This window comes from Paenibacillus sp. CMM36 (assembly GCF_053570945.1).
On record NZ_JBSEDY010000001.1, the window covers coordinates 700,977 to 715,444 of the forward strand.

The window sequence follows — 14,468 nt, forward strand, 5'->3', positions numbered from 1 at the left end:
TGGATGTAGACCACTGCCCAGAAGGAGGAGTGACTCATGGCCCAATATGATTCCAATCTCGACAATCACAGTGTTGAGGCTCAAACACAAAACTCGGTGGACAGGCTCCACAATGCCGTCTCTCAGGCATTGTCACATCCAGCTGAGCAACTGATTGAACAGGCGGAGCAGTCTCGCACTCATGCTGAACATGCCATACAGCAGGCGAAGGATAGCCTTGGTGACGACTCAGTAGAAGTTGCGGAGGATATGCTTGGTGAAGAGGTACAACGGCTTGAACAGGCCAAAAAAACGTTGCGTTCCTAAGCATTTGTGACTGGTAACAACGAGCGCAGTCGAGTGACAATCCATAAAAAAGCACGATCCACAGCACTTACAAGCCGATGGATCGTGCTTTTTTGTTATATACAGAGTAGTTATGCGGCGACATCGTTAAAGGGGTTTGGGAAGATGCTATATCAGCAACCTCCCACATAAAGTCTATTAGATACAGATACAGAAGGAGTTACTTCTTTGTTTGTGGTTCCCATTCGCGAATAAGATCGTATGTGATAACCTGATTGGATATGTTCAACCGATTGAGAGCTTCGGTATATCCCGGTCCGCAGGCGTTTACGTCTGTAGGCTGGCCTGTACTCAGGTTGTAACAGGTCCCTTTGGAGAATGTACCGTCCTCAGATGGAATGTAGTACACTCGTCCATCCGTGAAAGCACCAGTACGTAGCACAACCATACGAGGCTTCCCGCTAAACAGATCGTTTCCCATAAAATGATATGGTTTTGTAGAAATCCCAAGTAGGTGCATTACGGAAGGAGTCAGATCCAACTGACCTGCCGGTTCTGTATACGTGCCCGCCTGACTTCCGTCAGGAAGATGCACAAGCAATGGCACCTGATTCATGATTTTCTGCATGTCCAGATCCGTAAGTGGCTTGCCTAAAAATTTCTCATACAGTGCTTTGTCTTTAATAGAATTATCATGATCCCCATAAAACATCAGGATCGTATCATCCCACAGTCCGTCTTTCTTCATCTGATCTACCAATTCGCCTAGTGCTTCATCTACATAATGGACAGATTTTAGATAGTCTCCGAACATGGTACCTTCAAACTCGCCAACGTCTAAATCTACCGCGTCAGGTGACAGGTTGTACGGATGATGGCTCGAGATACCGACCATATAGGCATAGAACGGCTGCTTAACTTCGGTAGTGAGATCATTGAGCGTTTGACGGAAAAAGGATTTGTCTCCCAGGGACCAGCCCAATGGCTCATCAATTTTAAAATCTTTTTTACTGTAGAACTTGTCATAGTTCATTGCCTTATACATAGTGTAGCGGTTCCAGAAGCTGCTGTCATACACGTGAAACGCATTGGGACTATATCCAGTATCCTTCAAAATGGAAGGTAGCGTATCGAATTTATGGTCCGCATAACGGATAAATACAGAGCCTGTAGGGAGCGGATGCAGCGAAGCATGTGTAGAGAAGTCCGCGTCCGAAGTACGGCCCTGCGCAGTCTGGTGAAAATAATTGTTGAAATACATGCTTTCCTTCGTCAGTTTGTCAAAGTTAGGCGTAATCGCTGCACCGTTGATCTGTTTGCCGATAAAAAAGTTCATGAACGCTTCAGCTTGAATGACCATCACGTTTTTGCCCTTATACTTGCCAGATAGATCATTTTTTACCTGAAGCAACTTTTGGTGCTGATTAAACCATTCCTTATCCTTATCGGATTCCGCTTGAGCCAATGTAGGCTGAGGACCAAGGTGATCCTGACCATAGCGGTAGATGTCATATCCATGAAATCCGATCAACCCTGTTACATTGTACAAGGCCATCGACCACCAGTTGCCGACAAATATGCCAGTTGCCCACGTGGAGGTATAATATTTGATCGGCCCAAATGTTAATACATAGCCAATCAGGAAGGCCAATGCTCCTTTAGAGAAGCGAAGCAGGAACCTCTTTGTGTAGGAGCTTCGGGATGCTTTTAAATAAGTATCATTCGTGGTAAATCGACGTCGTAAGGAAGCCACAAATATGACATACGGAATGAATAGAATCCAGTCTGCAAAAAAGAGAATGTCCCCCCAGTACATAAGGGATGCGATACTTCCGCCCAGAGAATCAACTTGTCCAGCTTGAAGTAAGACGGGAATCGTAATGAAATCCTGGAAATACCGATAATAAACCATGTCGGAATAAATGAGCGCGGTGAGCAACATATCGAGCACCACAAGAGCAATCAAACGTCCGCGACGTGGCAGCCATAAGGTCCAGAAGCTCACAAGTAAAAGCGAACCAATAGCGATGACATAATCCAGCGGATTCATGTCAATATTTTGGGCATGCAAGTTATAGTGAATCAGTACGAGCTTGCCGATCATAAGCACAAAAAACAGACCTAGTCCAAAATATCGAGACAGCAGCATTCTGCTGAACGTGTTACCAGTGCGACTTGCACTGGACGTGCGAATAACCAACACTTTACCCCCTCTGGCAGAAATGTTCGGCTAGTATAAATTACATATTAACGTAATGTTAAAACCGAAATGCCTTTAATTATTATAGCGCTCATCTCGCGCATTTCAATGATTAAGTAAAGAAAATACAGCACAAATCAGGCCAGAACAACGAACGGAGAGTTCGTTTCCTGGCCTAGGCTTCATCTTATTTAAGGCTGCAACGGCGAAGTATCTTTGCGGCGCGGAGGCAGAGGGCCTAGATACTGATAGTATTGGCATTCGATCCGGCCGTTAAACAACTTCCGGCGCTTGTCTGCTTTACGGCCCCAATAATGCTCAAATTGCTTGGTGGAGCTGATGGCAAAGAAGGACCAAGTCTTCATTTCGGCTGCCGTGCGTGCGAGTGAACGGATCAGCTTTTCCACCTCGGATTGCTCGCTCAGTCTCTCGCCATAAGGTGGGTTTGTAATCATCACACCATACTGTCCTTCGAGTCTGACTTTGGTTACAGGCATCACCTTAAGAGGGATGTCTTTAGCAAAACCTGCTGCTTTTACAGCTGCCTCAGCAACTTGTATGGCATTTGGGTCGATATCGCTACCTGCAATCTCAAAAGGAATGTCGTCGCGGGTCAAATCCATCGCCTCGTCGCGAGCCTGATCCCATAATTCTCTGCCAATGACAGGCCAGTCTTCCGAGTTAAAGGTACGTCTCAGGCCTGGCGCAATGTTCCAGGCTTGCATAGCAGCTTCGACCAACAAAGTACCGGAACCGCAGCATGGGTCATAGAATGGTCGGTCAGGGCTCCAGCGACTAAGCTGAATAAGAGCAGAAGCCATCGTTTCTTTGAGAGGCGCCTCTGTAACGAGCTTACGGTAGCCGCGTTTGTGCAGTCCTGGACCGGTCGTATCAAGTGTCAGCAACGCACGATCATTCAATAGAATGACCTCAATGACGTAACGAGGGCCATCTTCAGCAAACCAATCTGTGTGGTAGGTTTCCTTGAGCTTCTCTACAATCGCCTTTTTGACGATTCCCTGACTGGCTGGTACGCTACTAAGCTGTGATTTATGCGAACGTCCCTCTACGGGAAATTCACCATCTACAGGAATCCAATCCTGCCAAGGCAATGCTTTGGTACCCTCGAACAGCTCATCGAAGGTTGTTGCAGCAAATTCACCCATTTTAATAAGTACGCGGTCTGATGTGCGAAGCCACAGGTTACACCGGCATATATCCATATAATCTCCGGTAAAAACGACGCGGCCGTTTTCGACGGTTAGATCTTCGTACCCGAGTTCTCTGAGTTCTCGGGCCACGACGGCCTCAAGTCCCATTGGCGCAGTCGCAATTAGTTGCAGTTGAGTCATTAAACGTATTCACTCCGTCCCCATAATCATGTAAGCTTGGTTCAATCCCTATAGTATAGGTCATTGTACTCGAAGAGACAAATCATTAAGGTAAAAAATTTACGAAGGACACCACGTCCTACCTGCGTTATGATTAAGTAATAAGGAGAGATGAACCGTGGAAATTACACCCAATATGACGCCTGAACAATATGTAGACCAGCTGGTACAAGAGGATGAAGCACTTCGCAGTATTAGGGAGGCTATCGTTAAAGAAGGTATGCCGGAAGTATCCGTTGCCCATCCTTATGGAAAACTGTTGACCTTTCTAATTGAAGTATCTGGCGCACAGCATGTACTGGAAATCGGCGTATTAGGCGGCTACAGTGGATTATGTCTGGCCCGTGGGCTGGGAGAAAAGGGCCGTATTGTGTCACTGGAGCTGAAAGAAGCGTACGCAGCGCTGGCACATCGACATATGGAAAACAATGGATACGGTGACCGTGTCGAATATCGTATTGGACCCGCAGCGGACAGCTTGAAAGAACTTCAGGAAGAGGGAAGAACTTTCGATTTTTTCTTCATTGATGCAGATAAGGAAAATTACCCAGTATATCTGGAATATGCGATTGCTCTGGCGAATCCAGGTGCCATTATTGCGGGAGACAACTGTTTCCTTCGCGGACGGACGCTGAATACGGATAAGAACGGCCCTGCCGTTCAGGCCGTGAGACGTTTTAACGAAACGATAGCAACAGATCCGCGGCTGGTCAGCACGCTTTTGCCAGCTTACGATGGATTGGCGCTAGCTCGAGTTAAATAGCGTTCATTCCCCATGTATAGCTATCTATACAAAAAAGAACCTCCTTGTCCACTATAGCGTGGGCAAGGAGGTTCTTGTCTGTTAAGGTGGGCTTGTCTTACCTGAAGGTTTCTTACCTGAAATCAGGCGTAGCCTTACGATCAAAAAGCTTCATGCGTACCCAGAATATGTTGACGATTAACAGGACACCTGACATGATAAACAGTCCTTCGATGCCGATAAACCCGGATAGCACCCCGCCAATGACAGCACCCAGCATATTCCCAAGCGCGAGCGAGCTGGTATTGAAGCCGAAAGAACGACTTTCCATTCCTTCCGGTGTATACGTGCGAATCAGCGCATTTACGCTTGGTAGCAGACCGCCCATAAATACACCCATGAAAAAACGGATAATGACAAGTTGCCACACTTCATTGACAAAAGCCTGCGGAATGAGCATAACCGCCGTTCCGAGCAGTGCAATGGTCAAGATCTTGTGCGCTCCTATCTTGTCACTCAATCTTCCAAGGAGCGGTGCAGCAATCATATTGGATACGCCTGTTATAGCTGTAACGAACCCGGCAATCAGCGCAATTCCTTCTGCCGACCCATACAGTTTTTGCACATATAACGGCAGCAGAGATACCGTACTGATCATGGCAAATTGGAGCAGAAACGTTACGGTGAACAAAGCCGGAAGCTGGGGCGTATGGCTTAGCTCCTTTAATCCGGCAAGAACCGAAATTTGCGGTGTGCGTGCGGCTTCCGCTTTACTGAAATTTTCTTTAACCAGAAACATTGCAATGAGTGAGGCTATAAAAATCAGAGCGCCTGTAATATAAAAAATCGGTCTGAATCCGACCCAATCAGCCAAAAATCCGCCTAGCAGAGGACCGAGAATCGTGCCGGCCATCTGACCGGATTGCATAATCCCCATAGCGAATCCGGTTCGCTCTTTGGGAGTGGTACCCGATACTAGGGAAATCGATGCCGGATTGAAACCCGAAATCGTACCGTTCAGCAGGCGAAGCGCCAGCAGTTGCCACGGATGGGTGACCAAACCCATACATCCGATGACCAAAGCCATACCAAAGCCTGAGCGAAGCAGCATGACTTTACGTCCATATCGGTCAGCCAGCTTGCCCCACAAAGGCTGGAACATAAATGAGGTCAAAAAGTTAGCGGCAAAAATAACTCCAGCCCATAGACCAATATCGTGCTCTCCCTTCACATGAAGGTCCTGAGCCAGATACAGGGCGAGGAACGGAGTAATCATCGTAATACCCGCATTGACCAGAAACTGACCGAACCAAAGCACAATGAGATTGATTTTCCACGTCTCCCACGTTTTCAATGTGCTTTCACTTCCTTTCTGCCCATTCTCATCCTGTTGTAAATCCTACGTATCAACGCATAACTTCTCCGGAGCTTTAAAAAAAGCCATTTCTCTAGTATAGCACACTTCATTGAAACTTTATCCAAATGTCATGGGTTTGTCATGGTTTGTTCGAGAGCTACGGTTGTTACGACTCTTGAAAAAGGGCATAATTAAAATATAGTATTTATGATTCGAACTGGAGGCTGAAGTCATGACCTACAATGATACTTTTATCCGCGCTTGCCGCAAGCAAGCTGTGGATCATATTCCCGTATGGTACATGCGGCAGGCCGGAAGGTATGACCCTGAGTATCGCAAAATTAAAGAAAAATACACGTTGCTTGAGATATGCCGCCAGCCCGAGTTGGCCGCAGAAGTGACTTTAATGCCCGTGCGCAAGCTCGGGGTGGACGCTGCAATTTTATATTCTGATATTATGAATCCGGTGGCCTCGCTAGGGGTTGATTTTGATATTGTCAAAAATATTGGACCGGTTATTGATAATCCGATCCGGTCAGCTGCAGACGTAGACAAGTTGCGTCCAATTGATGTGGAACGCGATTTGGGTCATATTTTGGAAACGATCCGCATTTTGGACCGTGAACTGAACGTGCCATTGATTACGTTCGCTGGAGCGCCTTTTACCATTGCAAGCTATTTAATAGAAGGAAGACCCTCCAAAGGATATATTCGCACCAAAGCGATGATGTATGGAGAGCCTGAGTTGTGGCATCGCCTGATGGATAAGCTAGGGGACATGGTTATTACATACGTGCGAGCTCATATCGCTAATGGCGGTAAGGCTTTTCAATTGTTTGATAGTTGGGTAGGTGCGCTCTCGCCCTATGATTTTCAAACTTTTGTGCTGCCGACTATCACACGTATTTTTCATGAATTATCTGATCTGGATGTACCTAAAATTTATTTTCCGGGCGTAAGCTCTGGTGAATTGCTCCCACACTTGAATGGGTTAAAAGCCGATGTGATTGGACTGGACTGGCGGGTAAGTATACCTGAAGGACGTCGTCGCTTGGGCAACGGTTTTGGTGTACAGGGAAATCTGGATCCTTATGTGCTTACTGCGCCAATCGATGTTATCAAGCAGTATGCGAAAACCATTGTAGATGAAGGTATCTTGGAGCCGGGTTACATTTTCAATCTCGGTCACGGTTTATTTCCTGAAGCCTCGCTAGATAAGCTAAGAGAGCTTACTGATTATGTACATGAGTATTCCCACTCGATTTTGTCAAAGAATTAAACCATTAGAAATGTTAAGAGGTGATCTGCTAATGAAAACCAAAGTGGGTGTACTGGTTATGTCCTACGGGACGCCAGAAAGTCTGGATCAGGTGGAAGCCTACTATACACATATCCGTCGCGGTAATGCTCCCTCGCCGGAGCAGCTAAAGGAATTAAAGGATCGTTATGAAGCTATTGTGGGCGGTGTGTTTCCGCTGCGTCAGAATACGGATCGGCAGGTTCAAAACCTGCAGGAAACCCTAAATCGGGAAAATCGCAACCCGGACATTGAATTTGCCTGTTATCAGGGACTCAAACATGCGAAACCGTTTATTGAGGACGGTGTGGAAGCCATGGTGCAAGATGGCATTCGTGCTGCGGTGGGTGTCGTGCTGGCTCCGCATTATTCCGTTATGAGTGTAGGCACTTATATTAAGCGCGCACAGGCTAAGGCACAGGAACTGGATCTGGCCATATCATTTGTGGAGAGCTATTATCTTCATCCAAAGTTGATTAAGACGCTAACTGAGCGTGTGAACGCCAAGCTGGCGCTTTTTGAAGAAGCTGGAGCCAAGCGGGATGAGGTTCGTGTTCTATTTAGTGCGCACAGCTTGCCTGAGCGGATTTTGGCTATGGGTGATCCTTATGTAGAGCAATTAATGGCTACTTCGCAGGCTGTTGCGGACAAGGCGGGGATTACCAACTGGCAGTTTACGTGGCAAAGCGCCGGTCGTACAGCAGAACCATGGCTGGGGCCAGACATTTTGGATACCATGCACAGTCTTAAAGAGGAGCAAGTGGAGTATGTGCTGGCTGCACCAGTTGGCTTTGTTTCTGATCACTTAGAGGTGTTATACGATCTGGATATTGAAGCACAGGCTTTGGCGAAGGAATTGGATATGCGTTTTCAGCGTATTGATTCACTCAACAGTGATCCACTGTATATGGAGACGCTTAGTGATGTCATCATAGACCAATGGAAAAAGGGATGAGGACATAATGGAGCAAAGGTTACGTAATATTGTAATTGTAGGCGGAGGCTTGACCGGGCTTAGCACTGCTTTTTATACACGAAAAATGTACAAAGAAGCTGGCTACACACCTCGAATTACGCTGGTGGAGAAAGCATCCGTGCTGGGCGGAAAAATTGAAACACTGCATAAAGATGGTTTTGTGATTGAAAAGGGGCCAGATTCCTTTCTGGCCCGTAAAACGGCCATGATAGACCTGGCAAAAGAGCTGGAGTTGGATCATGAACTGGTGAGCACGAATCCTGAGGCTAAAAAGACATACATTTTGCATGAAGGACAGCTTTATCCGATGCCCCCTGGACTGGTGCTGGGGATTCCAACGGAGCTGAAACCCTTTTTGCGCAGCGGCTTGATCTCTTTAGGCGGGAAAATGCGGGCTATGATGGATTTTGTCATTCCGCCTCGCCGTGTACCGGGAGATGAGGCGTTGGGTGATTTTATTGAACGCCGACTTGGCAAAGAAGTGCTAGAAAATGTAACCGAACCACTACTGGCAGGGATTTATGCTGCCAACATGAAGACACTAAGTTTGCAAGCGACCTTCCCACAATTTGCTGAGGTAGAGAAGCAATACGGAAGTCTCATTCACGGAATGATGACAGGTCGAAAACCAGCTGAAACACATACGGGTACGAAAAAAAGCGCCTTTTTGACCTTCCGTCAAGGCTTGCAAAGTTTGGTGCATGCGTTACTGAATGATTTGTATGACTGTGATTTACGCACCGGTATTGCTGTTACAAAATTCACAAAGACACCGCCAAGTGAAGGCAGCCCATATCGCGTTATGCTGGACAATGGAGAGATGCTGGAGGCGGATGATATTTTTGTAACGACTCCCAACTTTGCTGCTGCGCCGCTATTGCGAGATCATGTCAATGTGGCTGCACTGGAAGCTGTTAATTACGTCTCCGTAGCAAACGTGGTCCTAGCCTTCGATAAAACAGATATTGAGAACGTCTTTGACGGTTCTGGTTTTCTGGTTCCTCGTAAAGAAGGACGCAGCGTGACCGCTTGTACATGGACGTCTGCCAAGTGGCTTCATACCAGCCCAGATGATAAGGTGCTGTTGCGCTGTTATGTAGGGCGAGCAGGAGCTGAAGACACTGTAGAGTTACCGGATGATGAGTTGATTGGACTGGTACGTAAGGATCTGAAAGAGATGATGGGAGTTACAGCGACTCCGTTGTTCACGGAAATTACACGTCTTCGCAATTCCATGCCGCAATATCCGGTAGGGCACCCGCAGGCTATAGCTGATTTGCGTGAAGAGTTACGCACTGAGATGCCGGGAGTGTATGTGTTGGGCGCTGGCTATGATGCAATTGGCTTACCGGATTGCATCCGTCAGGCTAAGGAATGGGCCTCCAATGCCGTCCAAACGACACAACAGGAAGCAGTCAAGGTACAGGTGTAAATGTTCGATAATGAACCCTTCGCGATCCAGGCGAGGGGTTCTATTTATATTGAAATTTGATATATAATGGAGAAGGTGTAAAGTTTGCCAGCTAATAAAGAAGTTATGCAAATGCAATAGCATAGAAGGAGTGAAGAATGTACCCTCCCAGATCACAGCGAAATGAAGGTCGCAAAAAAGCAAGAAAACCAAAAATAGGCAAGGCTTGGATCATTACAAATCTGGTCCTACTGCTTATGATTGTAGGTCTTTTCGGTTATTATTACATATTTGAACACGACAACAGTGGCTCTCTTGCGGAAAATGCCGGGTATTCGCAAACGGAGAAGAAAATCCAAACAGGATCTGCTAGTGCAGATCGGTCTACTTCCTCGGTCAGTGAAAATGTTACAGCCTTGTCAAATAAACAGCTGGATGAAGGCCCCCATGCAGAAAATAAATTTGTCGACGATGAAACAAAGCAATCTGCTGCTTCAGACACAAGCAATCGTCCCGCGACAACGTCTGAAACAAATGCTCCCGAAGGCAGTTCCACAGGAGCAAAATTGTCCTCGGGGAAAGACGGGCAAGCACAGAACGATACGTCCAATAAGGATATATACGACGGTAATCCATCCACCGATAAGGGAGGAACGGAGGATATAAAGAAATCCAAAACAGACGGTGCAGACTCTCCGACAGTCACGCTTCACTTTGTAGGGGATGTGCAGTTTTCCGGTAAAGTTGAGCAGCGTTTGGAGCAGAATGGGTTTGATTTTCCGTATCAATATCTCGGAAACTTGTTTCATAAAGACGATTTGACGATTGCCAATCTGGAAACGCCCGTGACAACGAATGGTGTGGGTGCGTTAAATAAAACGTATGTGTATAAATCTTCGCCCAAAGCGTTAACTGCGTTGGCTGCGGCAGGGATAGACGCTGTCAATTTGGCCAACAATCACATTTTGGATCAGGGCACAGGCGGATTACTGGATACACTGAAATACCTGGATGAAAAGGGTATAGCCCATGCTGGAGCCGGACGTAATGCAAAAGAAGCATATGCACCGCATTATTTTGAACGTAAAGGGATCAAAATTGCCTTGTTGGGGACTACACGTGTTATGCCTGAAGCCAACTGGAATGCGGGCGCCAAACAGCCCGGTGTAGCAGGAGCCTATGATTCGACCGCTATCGTAAAGTCTATCCGTGAGGCACGAATGCAGGCCGATCTGGTGATTGTCATTACCCATTGGGGGAAGGAGCGCGCAACTGCACTTGAGCCCCATCAAACCGAGTTATCGCACGCTTTTATTGATGCTGGAGCTGATCTTGTCATTGGCGGTCATCCACATGTGCTTCAAGGGATGGAGCAATATAAAGGTAAATGGATTGCATACAGCACAGGCAATTTTATTTTTTCTAAATCAACGGTGCCAGCCACTTGGGATACAGCGATATTTCAGGCAACCTGTACCCGTAAAGGGGCTTGCGAGATGAAGCTGACTCCTTATCGGGCGGAGCTGGGTCAGCCGATCCCATTGAAGGATACGGAGGCCAGCAAAATTTTGCAGAGAGTGGCGGCACTGTCACCGGGAAATGTCTCGATTGGGACGGATGGTACAGTAAGTGCTCAATAGAATTTCGAAAGAAATTGTTAATATAGGAATTGACGGAATGAGCGTATGAGGGACTCCTTTGTGGATGGAGGTCATAACAAGATGAATAATTTGTGTGTGGCTCACCGCGGTTTTTCGGGGATTGCTCCTGAGAACACGATGGCAGCCTTTCAGCTTGCGTTGGAGCAACCATTTGTACACTGGATTGAGCTGGATGTACAGCTGTCAAAGGACGGTGTTCCGGTGGTAATTCATGATTTTACACTGGAGCGAACGACGAATGGTACAGGGAGAGTAAAGGATTCGGACTGGAAAGCATTGCAACAACTTGATGCTGGTAGCTGGAAAAGTGCAGAATACCGTGGAGAAATAATCCCCTCCCTCGCACAGGTGCTGGATTTATGTCGTGGCCGCGTATCGCTCAATATTGAGCTTAAAACAGCGGGAGATATGTATCCAGGACTGGAGAAAGCCGTACTCCGTGAAATTGCGATGAGAGGGATGGAGGGAGAGGTGGTATTAACCTCTTTTGAGCGTGCTGCATTACGCCGGGCTAAGGAGCTGTGTCCTGAGATCCGTACCGGATTGATTATTGACGCGCGTCCAGATGACTTGGCAAAGCAACTGGAACAGCTACAATGCACTTTTTTATCTATAGGCTATCCGCGTTTGGATCGAAACTTGATGAAAGATCTCACTGGACGCGGTATTACTGTCATGGCGTGGACGGTGGATGACCGCCGTATAATGCGGAAATTGGCCTCATTGCATCCTGAATTGATGATTTGCACCAATTGGCCGGATCGCTGGGAACGGGTTTTTTTGCTTTCCAAGCATCGGATGTGGCACTATATACGTAAACTTATACGTTAATAATTGGACTACATACGCGGGAAGGGTGAAGGGTCGTAATGAACGTGGAAATTCGTAATGTTTATTGTGTTGGGCGCAATTATAAACTGCATGCGGAGGAGCTGGGTAATGAGGTTCCCGCAGAACCAATGATTTTTTTGAAGCCGTCTCATGCGGTTGTGCCGCTGGATGGCGCCACGCTGGAGCTTCCGCAGGGGCAGGGAGATATTCATTTTGAGACTGAGCTGGTTGTAGCTGTAGGACGTAAATACGAACCGGGCATGTCCGCAGATACGTGTCTGAACGCATTTGCATTCGGCATCGATTTTACCCTGCGTGATGTACAAAGTGTTCTCAAGAAAAAAGGCCATCCATGGACCGCCGCCAAAGGCTTTAAATCGTCTGCTCCCGTGACACCATTCCTGCCTTTAGAACAATTGGACATGCTGGAGCTGCAGGATTTTTCCTTGCTCAAAAATGGACAGGAAGTGCAGCGTGGACATGTCAAAAATATGATTTTTTCTATCCAGCACATCGTTGAATATATAGCTACTCATTATGGACTGGGCGAGGGAGATATTATTTTTACAGGTACTCCAGCAGGAGTAGGGCCTACAGCAAGCGGGGATCGCTTTGAGCTTTTCTGGGGGAGTGAGCGTCAGGGAAGCTTCACCATCGCATAAATTTGTGAACGGAATCCACAGAAGAGGATTAAAAAAGGGAATGTTTTGAAGGCCGTGTCCTGTGCCAAAGCATGGGACACGGCTTTTATATAAGCGTGGAGCGTTGTACAATAATATACAGAACGAATAAAGAAAAACGGAGATTCATTTCAAAAGCGGGGGTATATCATGGACTGGATCATCGGATTGCTTTGTGCTGCTGTGGTGGCGGGAGCTGCATTTTATAAAAAATCCTTAACCTTATCTGGCTTTGCTGCGGCTGTACTGATGGGAACCGTATATTATGGGGCGGGTAACCTGTTCTGGTTCGGCACATTGCTCTTGTTCTTTATCACGTCAACCCTCCTGTCGAGGTTCAAAAAGGAGCGCAAGGCTGAGCTGGAAAAGTCGTATGCCAAAACCGGCAACCGGGATGCAGGCCAAGTATGGGCTAATGGGGGATTAGGTATGCTGTTATGCCTGGGTTATGCGATATGGCCCCATGTTACGTGGCAGCTGGCTTTTGTTGGTGTCATGGCTACGGTCACTTCCGATACGTGGGCAACGGAATTTGGCAGTCTGAGTCGTAAGCCACCCCGTTCAGTGCTTAACGGGAAGGTGCTGGCACCTGGAACCTCAGGAGGAGTATCTGTATTGGGAACGGCTGCGGCCTTGGCTGGGGGTCTACTGATTGGCATAGGTGCATGGGGCTTTGGACACGCCATAGGAACGCAGAGTTTGCCGTTATGGCTGTGGGCACTGGTTGGAGGTATATCCGGTAGTGCTGGAGCCTTTGCTGATTCCTATCTTGGTGCTACGGTGCAAATGATGCGTTCCTGCACGGTTTGTGGACGGGAAGTAGAAGTAGACTCACATTGTGGACAAACGACGGTCTATGTACGAGGCTGGCGTTGGATGAGTAATGATCGGGTGAATAGCATTAGTTCTATTTTCGGAGGATTGGTCGCTCTTGCAGGTATTTTTCTTATACTCTGAACACGGAGCTGGGGATCGTTACAAGGGAATAATTATTATAAGAATTGACGGTGTTTCGATCCTTGTATAAGGAGGTGCTAAGATGGGCGATATACACGGAGATAAATATGAAGCCATTTTGGACGCCGCTTACACAGTCTTTGGCACCAAAGGCTTTTATGAAAGCAAAATTTCCGAGATTGCAGAACAAGCGGGAGTTGCCAAAGGCACAGTATACTTGTACTTTAAAAGCAAAGAGCAGCTATTTACAGCAGTCACACGTAGAGATTGCGAGCAATACCTAGCCGAAATGCAAGGCGCATTAATCAATCGTACTTTGGGAGAAGGTCTGCTGCGGATGGCAAATTTGCATCTGCACTACTATTTCAAGCGCAAGCAGCATACGAAATTATTTTTTATGACCCCCAACAGTGACCCCGATCTAATGGAGTTTATGCGGGGATTTATTCAGGACTATACTGATTTGGTCAAAAATAAACTGGCGTCAGAGGGTGTACAGCAGTCCGAGTTTCATGCGAAGGCATTCATTGGGATGTTGGAGCGCCTAAAAATGGATATTTTATTAAATAAAGATTTCCGAGAATGTGACGTAGATCAGACGGCTGAACTAGCAGCGAACTTATTTATGCATGGCTGTAAAGCCGGAATACAAAAATCCTGACATCTTATTGCTAAGAAAC

At 47.0% G+C, this 14,468-nt stretch carries 13 protein-coding genes; 10 read left to right on the forward strand and 3 right to left on the reverse strand.

The genetic code is table 11. From position 1 onward, the window contains the following. Window positions 1–36 precede the first annotated feature (36 nt). A complete protein-coding gene (locus ACWA2B_RS03500) occupies window positions 37–306 on the forward strand; it encodes a hypothetical protein (RefSeq protein ID WP_023987992.1) in 270 nt (89 codons plus the stop codon). A 199-nt stretch (window positions 307–505) separates the two neighbouring features. Here ACWA2B_RS03500 and ACWA2B_RS03505 read toward each other — a convergent pair whose 3' ends face one another. Next, window positions 506–2,488 carry an LTA synthase family protein gene (locus tag ACWA2B_RS03505; protein WP_449291702.1) on the reverse strand — a complete coding sequence of 661 codons (1,983 nt, stop codon included), beginning with the start codon at window positions 2,486–2,488 and terminating at the stop codon, window positions 506–508. Window positions 2,489–2,676: 188 nt separating this feature from the next. Continuing rightward, a complete protein-coding gene (locus ACWA2B_RS03510; RefSeq protein ID WP_023987994.1) occupies window positions 2,677–3,837 on the reverse strand; it encodes a THUMP domain-containing class I SAM-dependent RNA methyltransferase in 1,161 nt (386 codons plus the stop codon). Between the two features lie 157 nt (window positions 3,838–3,994). On the opposite strand from ACWA2B_RS03510, the gene ACWA2B_RS03515 reads away from it, so the two are divergent. Beyond that, complete coding sequence (locus tag ACWA2B_RS03515; protein WP_340884995.1) at window positions 3,995–4,639, forward strand: O-methyltransferase; 645 nt, start codon at window positions 3,995–3,997, stop codon at window positions 4,637–4,639. Window positions 4,640–4,751: 112 nt separating this feature from the next. On the opposite strand, the gene ACWA2B_RS03520 is transcribed toward ACWA2B_RS03515, so the two are convergent. Beyond that, a complete protein-coding gene (locus tag ACWA2B_RS03520) occupies window positions 4,752–5,972 on the reverse strand; it encodes an MFS transporter (RefSeq protein ID WP_029516688.1) in 1,221 nt (406 codons plus the stop codon). Window positions 5,973–6,207: 235 nt separating this feature from the next. Between ACWA2B_RS03520 and hemE the strand changes: the two genes are divergently transcribed. From hemE to ACWA2B_RS03560, 8 genes are all read left to right on the forward strand, one after another. Then, a complete protein-coding gene (gene hemE, locus ACWA2B_RS03525; protein WP_029516689.1) occupies window positions 6,208–7,254 on the forward strand; it encodes a uroporphyrinogen decarboxylase in 1,047 nt (348 codons plus the stop codon). Window positions 7,255–7,285: 31 nt separating this feature from the next. Then, on the forward strand, window positions 7,286–8,227 hold the full coding sequence (gene hemH / locus ACWA2B_RS03530; protein ID WP_029516690.1) for a ferrochelatase: 942 nt from the start codon (window positions 7,286–7,288) through the stop codon (window positions 8,225–8,227). Between the two features lie 7 nt (window positions 8,228–8,234). After that, window positions 8,235–9,680 (forward strand): protoporphyrinogen oxidase, encoded by a 1,446-nt coding sequence (hemG, locus tag ACWA2B_RS03535; protein WP_449291703.1) that lies wholly within the window; start codon window positions 8,235–8,237, stop codon window positions 9,678–9,680. 137 nt (window positions 9,681–9,817) lie between these two features. After that, complete coding sequence (locus ACWA2B_RS03540) at window positions 9,818–11,299, forward strand: CapA family protein (protein ID WP_029516692.1); 1,482 nt, start codon at window positions 9,818–9,820, stop codon at window positions 11,297–11,299. A gap of 81 nt (window positions 11,300–11,380) precedes the next feature. Continuing rightward, complete coding sequence (locus ACWA2B_RS03545) at window positions 11,381–12,151, forward strand: glycerophosphodiester phosphodiesterase (protein ID WP_029516693.1); 771 nt, start codon at window positions 11,381–11,383, stop codon at window positions 12,149–12,151. A gap of 38 nt (window positions 12,152–12,189) precedes the next feature. Further along, window positions 12,190–12,813 carry a fumarylacetoacetate hydrolase family protein gene (locus ACWA2B_RS03550; protein WP_029516694.1) on the forward strand — a complete coding sequence of 208 codons (624 nt, stop codon included), beginning with the start codon at window positions 12,190–12,192 and terminating at the stop codon, window positions 12,811–12,813. A gap of 168 nt (window positions 12,814–12,981) precedes the next feature. After that, complete coding sequence (locus ACWA2B_RS03555) at window positions 12,982–13,788, forward strand: DUF92 domain-containing protein (RefSeq protein WP_069011076.1); 807 nt, start codon at window positions 12,982–12,984, stop codon at window positions 13,786–13,788. Window positions 13,789–13,870: 82 nt separating this feature from the next. Continuing rightward, window positions 13,871–14,449, forward strand: coding sequence for a TetR/AcrR family transcriptional regulator (locus ACWA2B_RS03560; protein ID WP_029516696.1), 579 nt, complete (start codon window positions 13,871–13,873; stop codon window positions 14,447–14,449). Window positions 14,450–14,468: the final 19 nt, after the last annotated feature.